At 66.5% G+C, this 18,461-nt stretch carries 16 protein-coding genes; 8 read left to right on the top strand and 8 right to left on the bottom strand.

The features are described from left to right. Positions 1-103: 103 nt before the first annotated feature. Positions 104-3,337: a choice-of-anchor G family protein gene (locus tag CXQ96_RS03345; RefSeq protein ID WP_219816076.1), complete on the bottom strand. Its 3,234-nt coding sequence runs from the start codon at positions 3,335-3,337 to the stop codon at positions 104-106. A 405-nt stretch (positions 3,338-3,742) separates the two neighbouring features. On the opposite strand from CXQ96_RS03345, the gene CXQ96_RS03340 reads away from it, so the two are divergent. Together CXQ96_RS03340 and CXQ96_RS03335 are read left to right on the top strand one after the other, a co-directional pair. Further along, positions 3,743-4,399, top strand: a complete 657-nt coding sequence (locus CXQ96_RS03340) for a response regulator transcription factor (RefSeq protein ID WP_146070798.1) — start codon at positions 3,743-3,745, stop codon at positions 4,397-4,399. Between the two features lie 204 nt (positions 4,400-4,603). Then, positions 4,604-6,067: a glycoside hydrolase family 43 protein gene (locus CXQ96_RS03335; RefSeq protein ID WP_104116613.1), complete on the top strand. Its 1,464-nt coding sequence runs from the start codon at positions 4,604-4,606 to the stop codon at positions 6,065-6,067. Between the two features lie 162 nt (positions 6,068-6,229). Here CXQ96_RS03335 and CXQ96_RS03330 read toward each other — a convergent pair whose 3' ends face one another. The 4 genes from CXQ96_RS03330 to CXQ96_RS03315 all read right to left on the bottom strand — a co-directional run bounded on the left by CXQ96_RS03330 (position 6,230) and on the right by CXQ96_RS03315 (position 9,401). Continuing rightward, positions 6,230-7,060 carry a glycerophosphodiester phosphodiesterase family protein gene (locus CXQ96_RS03330; RefSeq protein WP_104116612.1) on the bottom strand — a complete coding sequence of 277 codons (831 nt, stop codon included), beginning with the start codon at positions 7,058-7,060 and terminating at the stop codon, positions 6,230-6,232. Then, positions 7,038-7,847, bottom strand: a complete 810-nt coding sequence (locus tag CXQ96_RS03325; RefSeq protein WP_104116611.1) for an HAD family hydrolase — start codon at positions 7,845-7,847, stop codon at positions 7,038-7,040. Before CXQ96_RS03325 ends, CXQ96_RS03330 begins: the two co-directional genes overlap by 23 nt. Positions 7,848-7,918: 71 nt before the next feature. Next, positions 7,919-8,446, bottom strand: coding sequence for a YbhB/YbcL family Raf kinase inhibitor-like protein (locus CXQ96_RS03320; RefSeq protein ID WP_104116610.1), 528 nt, complete (start codon positions 8,444-8,446; stop codon positions 7,919-7,921). A gap of 34 nt (positions 8,447-8,480) precedes the next feature. Then, the gene (locus CXQ96_RS03315; RefSeq protein WP_104116609.1) at positions 8,481-9,401 is read right to left on the bottom strand and encodes a carbohydrate kinase; all 921 of its coding nucleotides are present in this window, start codon (positions 9,399-9,401) and stop codon (positions 8,481-8,483) included. A 275-nt stretch (positions 9,402-9,676) separates the two neighbouring features. Here CXQ96_RS03315 and ftsW point away from each other — a divergent pair, with 275 nt between their 5' ends. Then, positions 9,677-10,900, top strand: coding sequence for a putative lipid II flippase FtsW (gene ftsW, locus CXQ96_RS03305; RefSeq protein ID WP_104116607.1), 1,224 nt, complete (start codon positions 9,677-9,679; stop codon positions 10,898-10,900). Positions 10,901-10,968: 68 nt separating this feature from the next. On the opposite strand, the gene CXQ96_RS03300 is transcribed toward ftsW, so the two are convergent. Then, positions 10,969-11,934 carry a TIGR03885 family FMN-dependent LLM class oxidoreductase gene (locus CXQ96_RS03300; protein ID WP_104116781.1) on the bottom strand — a complete coding sequence of 322 codons (966 nt, stop codon included), beginning with the start codon at positions 11,932-11,934 and terminating at the stop codon, positions 10,969-10,971. Between the two features lie 170 nt (positions 11,935-12,104). Between CXQ96_RS03300 and CXQ96_RS03295 the strand changes: the two genes are divergently transcribed. Then, positions 12,105-13,313, top strand: a complete 1,209-nt coding sequence (locus CXQ96_RS03295) for an MFS transporter (RefSeq protein ID WP_181036336.1) — start codon at positions 12,105-12,107, stop codon at positions 13,311-13,313. Here CXQ96_RS03295 and CXQ96_RS03290 read toward each other — a convergent pair. Then, positions 13,310-13,792, bottom strand: a complete 483-nt coding sequence (locus CXQ96_RS03290; RefSeq protein WP_104116605.1) for a PGPGW domain-containing protein — start codon at positions 13,790-13,792, stop codon at positions 13,310-13,312. The genes CXQ96_RS03295 and CXQ96_RS03290 overlap by 4 nt on opposite strands. Positions 13,793-13,938: 146 nt before the next feature. Between CXQ96_RS03290 and CXQ96_RS03285 the strand changes: the two genes are divergently transcribed. The 3 genes from CXQ96_RS03285 to CXQ96_RS03275 are packed head-to-tail and all read left to right on the top strand — an operon-like array spanning position 13,939 to position 16,361. Next, positions 13,939-14,916: a ring-cleaving dioxygenase gene (locus CXQ96_RS03285; protein WP_104116604.1), complete on the top strand. Its 978-nt coding sequence runs from the start codon at positions 13,939-13,941 to the stop codon at positions 14,914-14,916. A gap of 7 nt (positions 14,917-14,923) precedes the next feature. Continuing rightward, positions 14,924-15,565: an alpha/beta hydrolase gene (locus CXQ96_RS03280; protein WP_104116603.1), complete on the top strand. Its 642-nt coding sequence runs from the start codon at positions 14,924-14,926 to the stop codon at positions 15,563-15,565. After that, positions 15,558-16,361, top strand: coding sequence for an isocitrate lyase/phosphoenolpyruvate mutase family protein (locus CXQ96_RS03275; protein WP_104116602.1), 804 nt, complete (start codon positions 15,558-15,560; stop codon positions 16,359-16,361). The genes CXQ96_RS03280 and CXQ96_RS03275 overlap by 8 nt, the downstream gene beginning before the upstream one ends. A 29-nt stretch (positions 16,362-16,390) precedes the next feature. On the opposite strand, the gene CXQ96_RS03270 is transcribed toward CXQ96_RS03275, so the two are convergent. After that, positions 16,391-17,275: an alpha/beta hydrolase gene (locus CXQ96_RS03270; RefSeq protein WP_104116601.1), complete on the bottom strand. Its 885-nt coding sequence runs from the start codon at positions 17,273-17,275 to the stop codon at positions 16,391-16,393. A 65-nt stretch (positions 17,276-17,340) separates the two neighbouring features. On the opposite strand from CXQ96_RS03270, the gene CXQ96_RS03265 reads away from it, so the two are divergent. Continuing rightward, positions 17,341-18,450, top strand: coding sequence for a GTP pyrophosphokinase family protein (locus tag CXQ96_RS03265; RefSeq protein WP_104116600.1), 1,110 nt, complete (start codon positions 17,341-17,343; stop codon positions 18,448-18,450). Positions 18,451-18,461 lie beyond the last annotated feature (11 nt).

The following is an 18,461-nucleotide window of genomic DNA, read 5'->3' as shown; positions in this document are numbered from 1 at the left end:
TGGGAAAGGGAAGGGGCGTGTGTGAGGGGGGGCCGAGACAAAGCCATGGCGGCAAGGGTTGTCCCCTGCCGCCATGGTTTGTTCCAGCTGGACGCGTTCCTGGTTAGGCGCGTGCCTGGTTGCGACGCTTGCTCAGGACCAATCCGGCGATGCCGGCCAGGAGGAGCAGGATGCCGAAGCCCACGAGGGGAAGGACTCCTTCAGCGCCTGTGTGGACGAGCTGGGCGCCGGTGAGGGCACCCCGCTTGGTGTCCGTGACGCCATTCAGGGACGGCGTCGTGGCGGTGTTGGTAGCGCCGTTCGTTGCGGGGTTCACCGCTGCGTTATCGGCACCGGTCACAGCCGTGTTGTCAGCTGTGTTATCGAGCGTGTTGTCAGCCGTGTTGTCAGCCGTGTTGTCAGCCGTGTTGTCAGCCGTGTTGTCAGCACCGTTGTCGGCCGGGTTCTCAGCAGGGTTGTCCGCCGGGTTGACCGAAGGGTTCTCAGCAGGGTTGACCGCAGGATTCTCAGCAGGATTGTCCCCACCGTTGACGCCGCCAGCTACAGCCGTGTTGTCAGCGCCGTTGATAGCACCCAGCACTGCAGTGTTGTCGGCACCGTTGATAGCACCAGCCACAGCAGTGTTGTCAGCGCCGTTGATAGCACCCAGCACTGCAGTGTTGTCGGCACCGTTGATAGCACCAGCCACAGCAGTGTTGTCAGCGCCGTTGATAGCACCAGCCACAGCAGTGTTCTCGGCACCGTTGATCGCACCGAGCACCGAAGTGTTGTCCGCGCCGTTCACGTCACCCAGGACTGCAGTGTTGTCAGCCGTGTTCACAGTCGTGTTGTCGGCACCGTTGATGGCACCAGCCACAGCAGTGTTGTCGGCACCGTTGATCGCACCGAGCACCGAAGTGTTGTCCGCGCCGTTCACGTCACCCAGGACTGCAGTGTTGTCAGCCGTGTTCACAGTCGTGTTGTCGGCACCGTTGATGGCACCAGCCACAGCAGTGTTGTCGGCACCGTTGATCGCACCGAGCACCGAAGTGTTGTCCGCGCCGTTCACGTCACCCAGGACTGCAGTGTTGTCAGCCGTGTTCACAGTCGTGTTGTCGGCACCGTTGATGGCACCAGCCACAGCAGTGTTGTCAGCGCCATTGATCGCACCGAGCACCGAAGTGTTGTCCGCGCCGTTCACGTCACCCAGAACTGCAGTGTTGTCCGCACCGTTGACGTCACCCAGGACAGCGGTGTTATCCGCCGTGTTCACTGTCGTGTTGTCGGCGCCATTGATGGCACCAGCCACAGCAGTGTTGTCGGCACCGTTGATCGCGCCGAGCACCGAAGTGTTGTCCGCACCGTTGACTTCACCCAGGACAGCGGTGTTATCAGCCGTGTTCACTGTCGTGTTGTCGGCAGTGTTGATGGCACCAGCCACAGCAGTGTTGTCAGCGCCGTTGATCGCGCCGAGCACCGAAGTGTTGTCCGCACCGTTGACTTCACCCAGGACAGCGGTGTTATCAGCCGTGTTCACAGTCGTGTTGTCGGCAGTGTTGATGGCACCAGCCACAGCAGTGTTGTCAGCGCCATTGATCGCACCGAGCACCGAAGTGTTGTCCGCACCGTTCACGTCACCCAGAACTGCAGTGTTGTCAGCCGTGTTCACAGTCGTGTTGTCGGCACCGTTGATGGCACCAGCCACAGCAGTGTTGTCAGCGCCATTGATCGCACCAGCCACAGCAGTGTTGTCAGCGCCATTGATCGCACCGAGCACCGAAGTGTTGTCCGCACCGTTGACGTCACCCAGGACAGCGGTGTTATCCGCCGTGTTCACAGTCGTGTTGTCGGCAGTGTTGACTCCGGTGTTGTCGCCCGGGTTGTCACCGGGGTTGTCGACCGCCGAAGCGAGGACGCTGGAGGTAGCTAAGCGAAGCGAGACCGCGTCCAGTCGAGGCAGCAGCGTCACAGCGAGTGCGCTCACGGTGAAGGAATCCTCACCGAGGATTCCCGGCGTGGGCTGCTCGTTGACCACCAGTCGGACGACCTCGGAGAGTACCGTCGCAAGACCCGGCGACAGCGCGCCTACCGTCTGGTTCACGAAAGTCGTGAGGCCGGCGGTTGTGTTGGTCAGGGTGCTGTTCAGGGCTGTACCGATCGCCGAGACCAGGTTCGTGGTCAGGAGGCCGGAGAGAGCCGTGGTCAGGTTTGCGTCCAGGCCCGCGATGTTCACCGCGACAGTCGGCGCAACTGCACCGGGGGTGCCGGTGAATCCTCCGAGCGTTCCCGTGAGGGTTGCCGAACCTGTGAGGCTGGGGACCAGGGGAAGCAAAGAGTCGACCTCTACGCCTGCAGTGACCGTGACTCCCAGTGTGGGAACGACTCGGGTGATTCCCGTATTGATCTCGGCGACCGCGTCGGTCAGCACCTGGGTCACGGCGGCCGTGATCCGGTTGATGTCCGCTGCTGTCAGCACCTGAGTGTTGGCCGGACGACCGTTGAGACCAAGAGCATCAAGGTCGACTGCGATCTCGCCAGTCCGCAGGTTGACGGTGACGAGTCCATCGGGGCTGACTCGAGGTGTGTCCAAAATCGGATCAACGACAGCGTCCAGCGCTGCCCCTGCACCGTCCACGGTCACGGTGACCGGTCCGACGGACGCGTTCGCGAGACCGAGAAGCGAGAGATCCAGCTCGATGCCGGCGCCTGCGTTACCGAGCGCTGCTGCCAGGCCGTCGACGGTCCTGGACACGTCCGTGGTCAGGGTTCCGACCAGGGGACTGCGCAGGAGGAGTTGCGCGTCCGCAACAACGTACTCCGATGTCGGCGTCTCGGCTCCGTTCTGCTCAGCCCGCGACGCGAGCACACCGAGATCCAGCGAAAGCTGATCCACAACGCTACCACCGGCAACCTGGCTCAGCAGGGGTGTGAGGTTGACGGATGCGGAGTCCCCCTGTGAGGCGGGAGAGACAGCGATTGCACCATCGGCGGTGATAGCACCAGCCGCAGCAACCGACGTTGTCGCCGATGGTGAGGACGCGAAACTGTTGAGCACTCCGGCTTCGCCGAACGATAGCAGGCCGCCCGTTCCGCCAGCCGGGTTCAGCAGTGGAACTCGGACAGTGCCGAGATCGACCTGCACTGCGTTCAGCACGTTTGCATTGAGCGAAGATGTATCTGGTCCGGGATCGCTCGGGGATGCGCTCTCGGCAAGGCCAAGGCCGATCAGGTCGATTCCGGTGAACAACGAGCCGCTGAGGACCTCGGCGCGCGCGGCACTCTCATCAGTGGGAAGAGGAGCGGCAACCGCTCCCTGCAGCGGAGCCAGGGCAAGGCCCGCTACAACTCCTCCTGCCAAGAACCTCATCGTATTTCTATGCCGCCGTTTAGGCGGCCCCCCTATAAGTAACGTCAAAACTGCTCCTTGATCAAGAAGAAGCGCGCCCAAGACAGGACGCGGCGCTCAGAACGCTATCTACGCAATACGACAGGCAGAGATAATCGACCGGGTAAATTGATCTAGAGAAGCAGTCATTCTTTTCACCTACCCGGGTATGTGCTCGTCGTACTACACAGCGGAATGCGACGGCGAAACACAGGGCACTGATGGACAATCGTCCAATCTCCCAGTCAGATAGGCTATGGCGGGTGCTGGGGTGCCCGTCTTATTCGGACAACCCTCACGTGGCGGAGAAGCCGCAGTAAGCGGTTGATCTGTTATGCCGATGGCGGGGGCCATCGGTTCAGGGGGAAGGCTACAACTTTGGCTCAACAAACTCTTCGGGTACATCTGGTCGACGACGACTACCTGGTGCGCCTCGGTGTGGAACGGCTATTTGAAGGCCTGGAGCACATTGAGCTCGAATCTGTCACGTCGAGCGGGGATGCCGCGATCAAGGAGGCGCTTGCCCTCAAACCCGACGTCGTCCTGATGGAGACAACGGTGCGGAACGTCGATGGCGTCCGGGCAGTACAGGAGATCTCAGCTCGCGCACCGCAGGTGAAGGTTGCAATGCTCTCCTCCGCGACCGATTTTGGCATCATGTGCGACGCCTACCGGGCCGGCGCCGCCAGCTACCTCTCCAAGTATTCGGTTTCGTCCGACCTGGGAGCGGCCATTCGGATGATCCATCGTGGTGAGGCCATCTTCTCCATGCCGCCCGACCTCGAGCGGTTTCCGCTGCCGGCGGTACCGGCTGAATCGTCCGAGCTTCAGCTGATCAAGCGACTGCCGGCCCGTGACCGCGCAATCCTGTCCGCGCTGACCGAGGGTCGGACGAACGGCCAGATCGCAGGCGCGTTGCATGTCAGCGAGGCAACCGTGAAGGCCCAGATCACGAAGATCATGGCGAAGCTCAATGTGGCCGGACGAGTGCAGCTCGCGGTGCTCGCAGTGAGGGCCGGCGTCGCTACCCTCTAGTTCACTCGTCGTCCGCCATTCAGGGCCGCATTCCCGCGCGCAATCCCGCGCAGAATATGAGCAGCTCTGGGACTCCGGTTCTGACCCTCCCTTGACGGACCGGGTGGCCGCGTGGCACTGTTTTACAACGATGTAGACAACGATGTAAATCGAGCGTGCACTGTCGCCCGCCCGCCCTCTCACCATCGAAAGGACCACGTGATAATGACGTCACGTACGAAGCTTTGGTCGCGATCCGCGAGTATCGCAGCCGTCCTGGCACTCGCCCTCACAAGTGCAGCGCTGCCGGCGACGGCAGAGCCGAAAGTCCCCGCCCAAACCGGCGCCCTCACCCAGCAATCCGCAGCCCGGAGCATCGACGACCTCGTCGGAGGCAAGTCGGTCGTCGGCGAAACGACGCCCATCCATGATCCGGCCCTGATCATCGACGACGACGGCACCTGGTACGTCTACTCCACGGGCCTCCTTGCCCGGGAGAACGGCGGCACCATCCAGACCTGGTCCTCGAAGGACGAGGGAACCACGTGGGAATACCGGGGCACCGTCTGGGACGAGATCCCGGCGTGGATCGACGAGCGCTATGCCGGCGGTGTCCTTCCGGAGAACCTCTGGGCTCCGGAGATCTACGAGAACGACGGCATTTACTACCTCTACTACTCGGCGTCCCAGTTCGGCGGAAACAACTCCCTCACGGCTCTGGCGACGAACACCACGCTCAATCCCGATGACCCCGACTACAGGTGGGTGGACCAGGGGCTCGTCGTCGACTCCCCCGTCACCGGACTCGACCCGAACAATCCCGGCAAGACCTTCAACGCCATCGACGCCGGTATCGTCGAGGACGCGGACGGCAGGCCCTACATGTCGATCGGGTCCTTCTGGTACGGGATCTTCCTCGTGCCCTTGGAGTGGCCCAGTGGCAAGCCGGTGGAGAACTGGCAGTCGCAGACAGTGAACATCGCGGACCGCTTCATCCCGGGCAACCCCATCGAGGCGCCGTACATCATGCAGCGCGACGGCTACTACTACCTGTTCACGTCATTCGACTTCTGCTGCCGCGGCGCGGACTCCACGTACAAGATCGCCGTGGCCCGCTCGGAATCCATCACGGGCCCGTACCTCGACAAGCAGGGACGCGACATGGTTGGCGGCGGAGGAACCATCCTCATGGAATCGCACGGCGCCATGAACGGCCTCGGCGGACAGTCCGTATTCGGCGACTACCTCGCGTTCCACTACTACGACCGCAACAACACAGCGGCCCCTTACATCCCGACGCTCGGACTGCAGAAGATGGGTTGGGAGGACGGCTGGCCCACCGTCGACCAGACCGTGGAGCTGCCCGAACTCGCCTCGGCACCGCAATCGGTGACTGTGCGGGACGGGCACAAGGCACGCTTCGTGGCGAGTGCGACCGGAACACCGGAGCCCGTAGCGGTCTGGGAGAGTTCCGACGATGACGGCGCCACCTGGCAGGTCGCGGACGTCACCCAGCGTGCGGAGCGCAGCGACGACGGCACCTACACGTCGGTCGCCGAGGTCAAGAAGGCGCAGCCCGCCGACGACGGCCGGCTGTTCCGCGCGACGTTCTCGAACCCACACGGTGCGGTGACCACGGATCCCGTGGAGCTGACCGTCGAACCGAAGCCCGGCAAGGGCCGCAAGTAGCCGATCGGGCGTCCGCAGCGCGGACGCCCGATCCTAGACTCGATGGGTCAGCGGTGGGCGCGATACCCCGTTGATCCATCGATACCGAGGGAGCCCGGTTGCGGGAGTGGCCGCAACCGGGCTCCCGCATGTACGGGCGGTGGCGGTGCCTGCCGATAGAGGCTAGGCGCGTACGTCACCCTGCGGCCAGGCGGACCTCGCCGCCATGCACTCGGCGAGGACGTCCGCGGCGTCGGACACGAGTCCGTCGACACCCAGGTCCAGCAAGCGGCCCATGTCGGCCCGGTCGTTGATCGTCCACACATGGACCTGCAGCCCGGCCGCATGGCACGCGTCGACGAAACGACCCGTCACGACGCGCATGCCGCGGTAGGTCTCAGGCACCTGGAGCGCCTGGACTGCTGAGACTCTGCTGACCGCTCCGGCCAGGCCGAGCGGCGCAAGGAGCTTCAGGAGCGTGGTGACCGCCATCCCCGCCGAGGACGCCGTCGGTCCGTCCAGCAGCCGCAGCACCTTGCGGCGGCGGCGATCCGAGAACGACGCGACGAGCACGCGGTCATGTGCAGCCCGGCGGTTGATGAGGTCCGCGAACGGCCGCACGCAGGCACCACTCTTGACGTCGATGTTCAGGCGCAGGCCGGGCCACCGCAGCAGCACGGCCTCGAGCGTCGGGATGCCGCCGCCGCCGCCGACGGACAACTCTCCGAGCTCCCACGCGGTGCGAGCCGCCATGGGACCATGGGCGTCGGTCACGCGGTCGAGGTCCTCGTCGTGGAAGACCATCACGACGCCGTCGCTCGAGGCGCGGACGTCGATCTCGAGGTACCGGAAGCCGAGCTCCACGGCACGCTCGAAAGCGGCCATGGTGTTCTCGCCTCCGTCCGGCGCGAAGCCCCGGTGCGCCAGGGCGATCGGGCGGGGACTCGGAGGAGTCCCTGCCGCATTGTGCAGGTAGGGGTAGGCGCCCTGGTCAGGCCGTCCGGAGCGCCGCAAGCCGTTCCTCCAGCACCTGTGCCACGCCGTCCTCGTCGAACGGCGGTGCCACGAGGTTGGCCGCGGCAAGGGCGTCGGGGTGTCCCGAAGCCATCGCGTAGCCCTGCCCCGCCCAGCCCAGCATCTGCACGTCGTTCGGCATGTCGCCGAAGGCGACGACGTCCCCTGCCTCGATGCCTCGCTCGGCTGCATACTGCGCCAGCGTGACGGACTTGTTGATGTCCGGTACGGCCATCTCGAGCAGGGCGATGGTCGGCGCGGAGTGCGTCGTCGACACGAGGTGCGCGACGGCCGGCCGGACCGCGGCGAGGAATTCGTCGGGCGAAATGTCCTTCTCCCGCGCGAGGAACTTCACGATGTCCTCGCCGGGTAGCGATTTTTCGAAGGGCTCCGCCGTGAGGCCGCCGAGGAGTTCGGAGGTCGCGGCGTCGGCGAACCCCGATTCGACCTTGAACCCCGACACCGTCTCCGCGGCGAAGGTAGCTGCGGGAAAGAGGCCGCGGATGATGTCGCGCGCGGCGTAGACATCCTCGGGATCCAGGAGTTTCGCATCGAGGACGTGCTCGGACGCCAGGTCGTAGGTGAGGGCGCCGTTGGAACAGATCACCGTCCCGGTGTGGCCGAGCTGGTCGCGGAGGGGCTGCAGCCAGCGGGGTGGACGGCCGGTGACGAAGACGACGTCCACCCCGGCCTCGGCACACGCCCGGAACGCACGGATGGTGCGTTCGCTCATCTTGCCGTCATGACCGACGACGGTCCCGTCCATGTCGCTCGCCACGAGGCGCATTGCTGACTCCTTTGTGTTCTGGGCTTCCAGCGTACCGGCGCGCGTCCTGTCGCGGGTTGCGGGGCCGTCACCTACTGCTCGAACGTGCCGATGATCCGCGCGCGCCCGATGCCGTGCGAGAACAGCGTGAAGCCCAGATAGGCGGGCGTAGCTTCGGCCGGTACATCGAGGGTCTCGACGTCGACCGCGTGGACGACCACGTGGTAATGGTGCGGACCGTGTCCTGCGGGAGGTGCGGCTCCTACGAACCCGGCAAAGCCGCCGTCGTTCCGGAGCTGCACCGCCCCCTCCGGCAACAGGCCGGAGCCCGGCGTCCCGGCACCCGCCGGCAGGGACGTGGTCGTGACGGGCAGATTCAGGACCGCCCAGTGCCAAAAGCCGCTGGCCGTAGGCGCGTCCGGGTCGTAGACGGTCACGACGAAGCTCTTCGTGCCGTCGGGGAACCCACTCCAGCTGAGCTGCGGGGACTCGTCCCTGCCACCCGCTCCCATCAGCCCCGACGCCTGTGCGGCGTCGAGGGGTGCGTTGTGGGTGATGCTCTCACTGGTGAGCTCGAACTCGGGTACCTGCGGAAGGTCTGCGTACGGATCGCGGGTCATCGCTGTGCTCCTGGGGGTCGTGGCGAAGTGTGGCTCAGCTGTGGATCATCTCTTCGCGCGTGGGCGGATTGGCCCCGGCACGCGAGACCGTGATGGCTGCTGCCCGCGCCGCGTACTGCAGCATGCCGGTCAACTGCCCGAGGTTGATTCGGCGCAGCTCGTCCCGCCGATGGGCGCCGTCGAGTTCGAGGTCCACGAGGGACCCGAGCAGGGCCGCCATGAACGAGTCCCCCGCCCCCACGGTGTCCACGACGCTCGTCGAGGGCGCAGGAACGGATACCTCGCCCGCCCGGCAGACACCCCACGGTCCTTTCGACCCGCGGGTGACGACGACGACGGCGGCCCCGGCGTCCAGCCAGGCCCGCGCCGACTGCTCCGGGGTGCGGTCGGGATAGAGCCAGGCAAGGTCCTCGTCGGAGGCCTTCACGACGTCGGCGAGCACCACGAACCTCTCGGCCTGCTCCCGGGCGAACGCCGGATCGCGGATGATCGTCGGCCTGCAGTTGGGGTCATAGGTGACGGTGACGAGGGGGTGGGCCGCAGTGACGAGGGCCAGGACGTCGTCGGCCCCCGGGCTGAGCATCGTGGCGATGGAACCGGTGTGCAGGAGGGTCGTCCCATCGAGGAGACTGTCCTTGCGCTCGGGCAGGTCGGGGAGCTCCCAAACGAGCCGGAAGTCGTAGGAGGCTCCCCCGGCCGGGTCGAGGCGCGCCGTCGCGACACTCGTGGGAGCGCCGTCCGGCTCGACGGGAAAGGGCACTGAGTTGTCGCGGAGGTGCTTCCGGATCATCCGGCCGTAGTCGTCGTCGCCGTACCGTCCGACGAACTGCGCCGGATGGCCCAGGCGTGCGAGCCCCACGGCGACGTTCATGGGGCTACCGCCCACGTGCGCGCGCATTGAGGCAGTGTCGCTGACGACTTCGTCGATGAGGGTTTCCCCGATTACGGTGAGCACTCATTCAACGTACCAGCCCCGGCAGGGCGCCGACCCGGAGCGTTGGATTCTGCCCGAGGGGTCCCTGGGACTATCCTGCCTGCCGCGCGCCGCAGTACAGGGAAGCGCGTCGCCGAGGCGGTCCTCGCCGCCGTCCTCGCCGCCGTTCCCGTCGCCGCTCTCGCGGAATCGCCGATGCGCCTCCACGAGGCGGAAGGTCATCCTTGGCACACTTGTATTCCTTCCCCTCCGCCCGGACCTGTGCACCTGGTGCCGGTCATGTCCCCAGGACGCCGATGACACCCGCCCCTACCGCCGCACGCTCGAATCCCTCCGGTGCTCGGGCACCTTCCCGCCAGGTCCGCCTCCGGACGATCGTCGGGGCGCCGCGACCGTACTCGAACAGGAACTCCCGGAACCTGCTGATCACAACGACCTTCGCCCTGGTGACGATCGGTCTGATGATGGTGCTGTCGGCGTCGTCGGTCGAGTTGGTCGCGGCCGGCGAATCGCCTTTCGACACCTTCACCAAGCAGCTCATGTGGGCAGGCATCGGCAGTGCCGCGCTGGTGGTCTGCGCGTTCATCCCCCTGGCGACGTACAAGAAGCTGTCGTGGCTGATCCTCCTCGGTTCCCTCGCCTTCTCCCTGCTGGTGTTCAGCCCGCTCGGCGTCGAGGTCCAGGGCAACCGGAACTGGATCGGGATCGGTCCCCTGACCGCCCAGCCGTCGGAGTTCCTCAAGCTCAGCATCATCATCTGGGGCTCCGCGATCCTGGCGCGGAAGGCCAAGCTGCTCGGAAACTGGAAGCACATGGCGATTCCCGTCGTCCCGGCGGCGATGATCGCGATCGGGATCGTGATCGCGGGAAAGGACCTCGGAACCGCGATGGTGCTGGCACTCATCGTCGTCGGACTGTTCTTCTTCGCCGGTGCAAGCCCCAAACTGTTCGTCGGCGGTCTCGTCCTCGGTACCATCGGGATCCTCCTGGCGGTGACCTCCAGTCCCAACCGCATGCTGCGCATCAGCGCGTGGCTGGACCCGGCAGCCGAGGGAACGGCCGAGGGACTGGGTTACCAGAGCGCTCAGGCCCTGTACGGCCTCGCTGGTGGAGGTGTCTTCGGCGTCGGCATCGGCCAGAGCCGACAGAAGGTGAACTGGATACCCGAAGCACACAACGACTTCGTGTTCGCCATCCTCGGGGAGGAACTCGGACTCGTCGGAGCCCTGCTCGTGATCCTGCTCTTCGCAGTGCTCGCGTACTCCATCTACCGGATCTCGAAGCGGTCCGGGGATCTCTACGTCACCTACGTCAGTGGAGCGATCCTCGTGTGGATCATCGGACAGGCCATCCTGAACATCGCCGTCGTGACCGGCATGATCCCTGTGATCGGCGTGCCCCTGCCCTTCATCTCCTACGGCGGGTCCTCGATGGTCGCAGTCCTTGCCGCCGTCGGGGTCCTCATCTCCTGCTCGAGGGCTACCGAGCGTGAGGTGTCGTCACCCGATGCACCTGCCTGATCCTGCGCGGTCGCTTCCGGTGGCCACCCCGCCCGGCGCCGCGATGCGATGGCCGGGGGCTGGGGGGGCTACTGACCGGCCATGAACTGCGGCAGGACGTGCTGGGCCATCGTGTCGAGGAAGAAGTCCTGGTTCTTGTCGACGTTGTGCAGGTAGATACGGTCGACGCCCTGACCCGAGATCCTGTCGATCAGGCCGCTGAGCTCGCCCGGGTCAGCCGTGACGAAGACGGATTCGGCCACGGCCTCCGGGGTGACATGCTCGGCTGCCTGATCGTAGTGCTCGACGGTTTCGAGATCCCAGCACAGAGGCGGCGGGAAGACGTTCGTCCGCCACTGGTCGTGCGCAGTACGGAGGGCTTGCTCATGCGTCGGCGCCACACTCACCTGCGTCTGGACGACGACGTCGCCGCGCCCCCCGGCGTTGCGGTAGGCGCCGATGACGTCCGCGAGGTCGGCCATGGGCTGCAGTATCGTGACCAGTCCGTCGGCCCATGACGCGACCCACTCGGCAGTGTCCCGCGTGACTGCGGCTCCGATCAGCGGCGGCGGCGATTCCGGCAGGGACCAGAGGCGTGCCCGATCCACCGTGACCAGGCCTCGATGGCTCACTTCCTCACCTGCGAGCAGGGCCCGGATGACCTCCACGCACTCCCTGAGCCGTGCCTTCCGCTCAGGCTTCGACGGCCATCTGTCGCCGGTGATGTGCTCGTTCATGGCTTCACCGCTCCCGAGCGCGGCCCAGAACCTGCCCGGGTACATCTCCTCCAGCGTTGCGATCGCCTGGGCGGTGATGACGGGGTGGTACCGCTGCCCCGGCGCGGTGACCACTCCCAGGGAGAGGTCCGTGGACTCGAGCGCGGAGCCCAGCCAGGACCAGGCGAACCCCGACTGGCCCTGACGCTCGCTCCACGGGCTGAGGTGGTCCGAACACATCGCTGCGGCGAATCCGGCGTCCTCCGCGTCCTTCACCACGGTGAGCAGGGTGCGCGGACTCAGTTGTTCGTGGGAGCAGTGGAGACCGAGCACTGTCACGGCGCGTACCTCGTTCGGAAGTGGGTATCTGCTGGCGGGCATCTCCAGCTTCGGTGGGAGAGGCCCGACGGACAAGGCCATCGCGGAACTTCCAGACACCACGCGGACCTGCTATGCGATCGGCACCAGCCCCCGGCGAGCGTCGGCCGTTGTGCGTATTGTTCGTTCCGATGAAACGCTCGTTCCAGGCAACCTCCGGTACCGCCGGTCCCCTCTTCGCCATGACGGCGGTCGCACTGATCGCGGCCACCTACGGACTGGCGAGGTTCGGTTATGGCCTCTTCCTTCCGCAGTTCTCCGGCTCGTTCGCACTCACGCCCACGATCGGCGGCCTGCTGTCCTCCGGCGCGTCCATCGTGTACTGCCTGGCCGCAGCCGTCGGGTTCCGCTATGCGCCGCACCACCCGCGCGCGGTGACCATCCTCGCCGGCAGCTCGGCGTCCCTCGGCAGCGCGGGCATCGCTGCCTCCACGGTGACGCCCGCTTTCGCCGCGTCGGTCCTGCTGGCGGGCATGGGAGCAGGCTTCGCGTCTCCGTCACTGGTGGAACTCGTACGCCGCAACGTCACCGAGAGCCGACAGGACAGGCTGCAGTCGGTGGTGAATTCCGGCACCGGCTTCGGCGTCGTGGCGGCCGGCGTGCTCGCCCTGGCGCTCAGCACCTCATGGCGGCTCGCCTGGGCTCTCATTGCCGTCGTGACCCTGGTTTCGATGATCGGGGTCCTGATGACGGACTCCTCGGGCGCACGGACCGCACCGGGGCGGCAGCACCACGGCGTCCGAGCGCGAAGGACCCGCTGGTCGGACCTGCGCCCCTTGACCCACCCTGTCCTTGCGGCCTTCGCCTACGGCACCGGGTGTGCCGCGCTCTGGATCCACGGTCGCACCCTCCTCGAACAGCAGGGAGGCATGACGACGACGTCGTCCGCGGTGGTGTGGATCGCCCTGGGCGCCGGCGGCGCTGCAGCCGTCCTGACTGCCCCGTGGCTGGCACGGCACTCCGTCAGGACGACCTGGACGATCACGGTGTGTGCCACCGCCGGTGCAACCGGAGCGATCGCTGCCCTTCCCGGCAGCACCGCCTTCAGCTTCGCCGCAGCCGCCCTCTTCGGCCTGGCGTATACCGCGGCTACCTCCGTGCTGATCATCTGGGCGACGCATACTGCGACGAGCAGCGCCGCCGGAACCTCGGTGCTCTTCACCAGCCTCGTGCTGGGTCAGGCCGCCGGATCGACCCTGACCGGCTTGCTGATCGACGCAGCGGGCTTCGTTCCCGCCTTCGCTGTCGCGGCGGCGACCTCGCTGATCGGCGCGATCGGGTTTCTGCGTCCTGCCCGCTCGCTGACGTCGACGGCACGGTCCTCCGATCGGCTGCCCTAACGGATGTCCGTTCGCGCGGCGGACGGCCGCGGCGGAATAGGCCGACCACGGAACCGCCGCACGCTGTACACGATCAGGACGATGGCGATCAGCGATGACGCGATCAGGCTGATGCCCGTGCCCGGCCCTCCGAACAACCACCACCTGGAATCGAGGAACCACCACGAAGGAACGCCGGGCTGCAGTATCCACACGACGCCGAGCCCCATGATCGTCAGGGCACTCAGGCAACTCACCGCGATCCGGGGGATGGTCTTCACCCCGAGCGCCGCGGCATGGTAGGCATTCGCCTTCAGGGGTGTCAGATATCGGCGTGCCCAGTGGTACTGCTGCGACAGGACGGCGAGCCCGGCGGCCAACATCAGGAGTCCGGGACCCGGCAGCACGAGGGCAGCTGCGCCCAGGATGACGAGGGTCCACCCGAGCACCTCGATGCCCGTCCGGCGGATCCAGCCCCGAACCCGCTCTTTCGCTGCCATGCACACAGGATGACATAGGTAGCTGGACACTTACGACGGTCAGCAGACTGCCGGTCAGTACGCCGGGTAGCGGGAACAGAACCAGTAGTGCATGCGTTTGCATACACATCCGGGATTACACGGGCCAGTCCAACGAGGAGGACAGCGTGACAGCGCGAACCGAAGGTCTTCACCACGTCACCGCGATCGCTGGTGACCCACAGCGGAACATCGACTTCTACATCAAGGGGCTGGGGCTGCGCCTCGTCAAGAAGACGGTGAACTTCGACGATCCGGGTACTTATCACCTGTACTACGGCGACGAGTCCGGCCGTCCCGGCTCACTCCTGACCTTCTTCCCGTGGCAGGGCGTCCGCAGCGGACGCGTGGGAAACGGGCAATCGACCACCACTGCGTTCTCCGTCCCGCAGGGCACCCTCGGCTGGTGGCAGGAGCACTTCAGGGCCATCGGCGTCGAGTCCACGATCACGAGCGCCTCCTCGGAGGAGGATCGGCTCTCGCTCCGCGACCCGGACGGGCTGCAGATCGACCTCGTCGCGTCGTCCGTGTCGGATCCGCGCAACCCCTGGGACTCCGCCTCCGTTCCGGCGGAATACGCCATTCGCGGTCAGCACTCCTCCGTCCTGACGGTCCAGGACCCCACCAGGACCCTCGAGACCTTCACGCGGGACCTCGGGATGACGGTGCTGGCGGAGAAGGGCGGCCGTTTTCGTCTCAGCACGCATGGCGGCGAGCCGGGCAGCATCGTCGACGTCGTCACCGATGCGCGCGGCGAGCGCGGACTGGTCGCGGGCGGCACCGTCCACCACGTGGCCTTCCGCGTGCCGGACCAGCAGACGCAGGACGTGTGGCGCCAGGAACTCGCCGAACGGGGCTACGCCGTGACGGCGATCCTCGACCGCCAGTACTTCACCTCGATCTACTTCCGCGAGCCCGGTGGGACCTTGCTGGAAATCGCGACCGACACCCCCGGTTTCGACATCGACGAACCGCTGCTGGAACTCGGCCGTTCCCTGAAGCTGCCACCGTGGCTCGAGCCGGACCGCGAGGCCATCTCCCACGCAGTCGCGAAGATCGAACTGCCCCGGGAGAACAACCCCGCCATCCAGGCCTTCCTCAAGTAGGGCGTGCATGACCACCCCCCAGACCTGGCCGCACGTGTTCGAGGCAGGGACAGCAGGCTCTCCGGTGCTGCTGCTCCTGCACGGCACGGGCGGCGACGAACACGACCTCCTCCCGCTCGTCGACCGGCTTGCCCCGGGCGCCGGCTACCTCGCACCGCGCGGACCCGTACAGGAGCACGGCATGAACCGATGGTTCCGTCGCTTCGGCGAGGGAGTGTTCGACGTCGACGACGTCGTCCGCCGCGCCGGTAAGCTCGCCGGCTTCGTCGAGTGGGCGCGCAACCACTACGGCTTCGGAGACCGCCAGCTCGTGGCCGTGGGCTTCTCGAACGGCGCGAATATCGCGCTTGCCATGGCGTTGCTCCACCCGCAAGTCGCACCGAGGACCATCGCGTTCTCCGGCATGTACCCACTCGAGGGGAGGACGATCGACGCGGACCTCTCCGGGACGGCGGTCGCCCTGTTCAACGGAACCTCCGACGCCATGGCGCCGATCGACAGCGCCATCCGTGTCGGTTCGATCCTCGAGAGCCGCGGCGCCGAAGTAGACCGGAACGTCCGAGAGGGCGGCCACGGAATCCACCCCACCGAGGTAGCCGGCGCAGCCGCTTGGATCACCTCCCACACGAAGAAGGTTCGCGATGACTGAAGCACCCACCAGCACCGATCGCAGCGACATCGCCGCGAAGGCAACCACACTCGCCGGACTGCATGCCGCTCCGGAGATCCTTCAGGTCGTCAACGTCTGGGACGTCATCAGCGCGAAGACCATCGCTGATATCCCCGGAACGAAGGCCCTCGCGACCGCGAGCCACTCGATCGCCGCATCGCTCGGATATGAGGACGGCGAGAACATCCCGGTCGAGGAGATGATCACAGCAGTCGGCCGCATCGCCGCCGCGACCACCCTGCCCGTCACCGCCGACCTCGAGTCCGGCTATGGGAACCCCGAGGAAACGGTCCGCCGTGCAATCGGCGTCGGCATCGTCGGAGCCAACATCGAGGACCAGATGCGCCCGCTGGCCGATGCCGTCGCCCAAATGGAAGCGGTGCTGAGGGCCGGCCGGTCAGAAGGCATCGACTTCGTGCTCAACGCGCGCACCGACGCCTTCGTGAAGGCCGGGGACCGCGACCCGGACGATGTCCTTGCCGACGCCGTCGAGCGCGGCAAGGCCTACCTGGCAGTGGGCGCCACGAACGTCTTCGTTCCCGGTCTCCTCGACGAGCACGCAGTCACCACTCTCGTCAGCGCTTTCGGCCCGCAGCGCCTCAGCGTCATCAACGTTCCCGGAAGTCTCGCGCCGGCCCGCCTGCAGGAGCTCGGCGTCGCCCGGATCTCCTACGGGCCGTGGACCCAGCGAGTCGCTCTGACCGCCCTGGCCACCTCGGCACGGGAACTCCTCTCAGGCGGCGCCCTGCCCGAAGGTACGCTTCCCCTGAACTAGGACGAACGGTCCGGGTCCCGGTCAGGTTGTCACAGCCTGCCGGGATTCGGTGCGAGCGCCGCCCTGTCGATCAGTTCCACGATGCGCTCCCAGGCGCTGGAACCGGGAGTGATGACGTCGAAGTGGTCGCCCGGGACTCGCACGAATTGCGCTGTCGCCCCCGCCGCCGTCGCGGCCTCGACGTAGCTCTCCGACTGGCTCGGAGGAACCGTTGCATCCTCCTCGCCGTGCACCGCGTAGACGGGGACGTCCAGGGGTATCGCCGTCATCGGGTCGGCGAGGGCATACCGATCGGTGTCCCCGGGTGTTCCGAGCAGGTTTTCCACGGCCTGGTCGCCGAGTCCGAGTTCCCGGGCTTCCCGAAGGTTCAGCACACCGGCCTGGCTGATGACGGCGGTCAGGGGCACCGTGGGCGGCCCACTGCCGGGCGTGCCTGCCGGCAGGCCTGACCGCCCGGCAGCCCACACGGCCAGGTGGCCGCCGGCGGAATGCCCCAGCGCCGTTATCGATGTGAAGTCCAGTCCGTGCTCCCTGGCAGCCACAGCCAGATGATCGATGCCCGCGGAGATGTCGTCGAACGTGGCGGGCCAGCCGCCGCCGTCGCCTGCGCGCCGGTATTCGAGGTTCCAGCAGGCGTAGCCGCGGTGCACCAGGTCCAGTGCAAGCGGCTCGCCGAGCTCCGCACCGTAGGTCGACCGCCAGTACCCCCCGTGGATGATGACGACGGCGTCGCGCACGCGCCTGTCCTCGGGCGGCAGGTAGAGGTCGGCGAACTGGCTGGGATCATCGCCGTAGCGGTACCGCTGCGGCGCGGGGAGGCTCCTGGTGGAGGCCTTGACGCCACAGGCCGCGAGCAGGGCCGCCCCGACGGCGGCCACCAGGGCGAGAACGAAGCGCCGGCCCACAGGATTCATGAGGGAAGCGTAACCGTCCCCGGGGTTGGCTACGATGAAGTCTCTCCTCCAGGAAGGCACGGTACATGGGCGCGTGGGATGAACTCGACGAGCGGCTGCGCCCTGTCGTCGAAGCAACTACGCGCGAGTACGAGCGCGTACGGCCGGCCCTCGATCGCGTCACCGTCGCCATGCGGGACAGCATCGCTGCCATCTTCGACGGAAGCGACCTCAAGCCCCTGTTCGTGACGGCCCGCACCAAGACGGTGGAGTCCTTCCGCGACAAGGCGTCCCGCACCCTGCCCTCGACGGATCCCGGCGCCCCTCCCACCCTCGTGTTCCCGGATCCGCTCCGCAACCTCACCGACCTGGTCGGCGTCCGGATCATCACCACCCTTCCGCACGAGGTCGACCTCGCAGCGAACCTGCTGAAGCGCCAACGCAACGAATTCGACTGCCGCGGTGACCGCGAGAAGGACATCGGCTCCATCGAGTCCGGCACATACGGCTATTCGAGCCGTCACCTCATCATGCGCACCATCCACAACGACGTCGTCCGGTCCTTCCAGCAGGCCGTGGACCCTGAGACGAAAGCGGCCGGAAGCTACCTGTTCGAGGTCCAGGTGCGCACGGTCCTCGCCCACGCCTGGTCGGAGATCGAGCACGACATTCGTTTCAAGGCGTCCAACCCGAAGGCGTGGAGCCCCTACTTCGATCGGCAGTTCACCGGCACCGCCGCCATGCTCGAGACCGTGGAGTCCGCGTTCGCCGAACTGCACGAGCGGTACGAGACGGTCACGGGTTTCTGGGACGAGGATGGAGAGGGCAGCGCTCCCCTCACGCCGAACCGGATACGCGACGTGTGGCAGACGCTCCTGCCGCACGTCGACCGGAAATCGGACGACAACTGGGGCTGGGCCGCCGAACTGCTGGCCGCCCACGGCCTGACCACCACTCTCGAACTCGTCTCCCTGCTGCAGGCCGATACCATCACGACGGTCCGCAAGGCCCTGGACCACAGGTACTCGCCCGGTCCGGACCGCCTCCTGGACGACATGCTGTTGTGGCACTACGGCGAGCGCCACATCGACCTGACGGCCGAAGCGCCCGACGCCGACAGCACCCCTCGCCGCGACAGCCTCCAGCGCAGGCGCCGGCAGATGGAGATCTACCGGACGCAGCACCCCGGCGCCTGATGCCTCACGCC

The organism is Arthrobacter sp. B1805, from assembly GCF_002929745.1.
Classification (GTDB): domain Bacteria; phylum Actinomycetota; class Actinomycetes; order Actinomycetales; family Micrococcaceae; genus Arthrobacter_D.
This window is presented reverse-complemented; position numbering and strand designations above follow the sequence as displayed.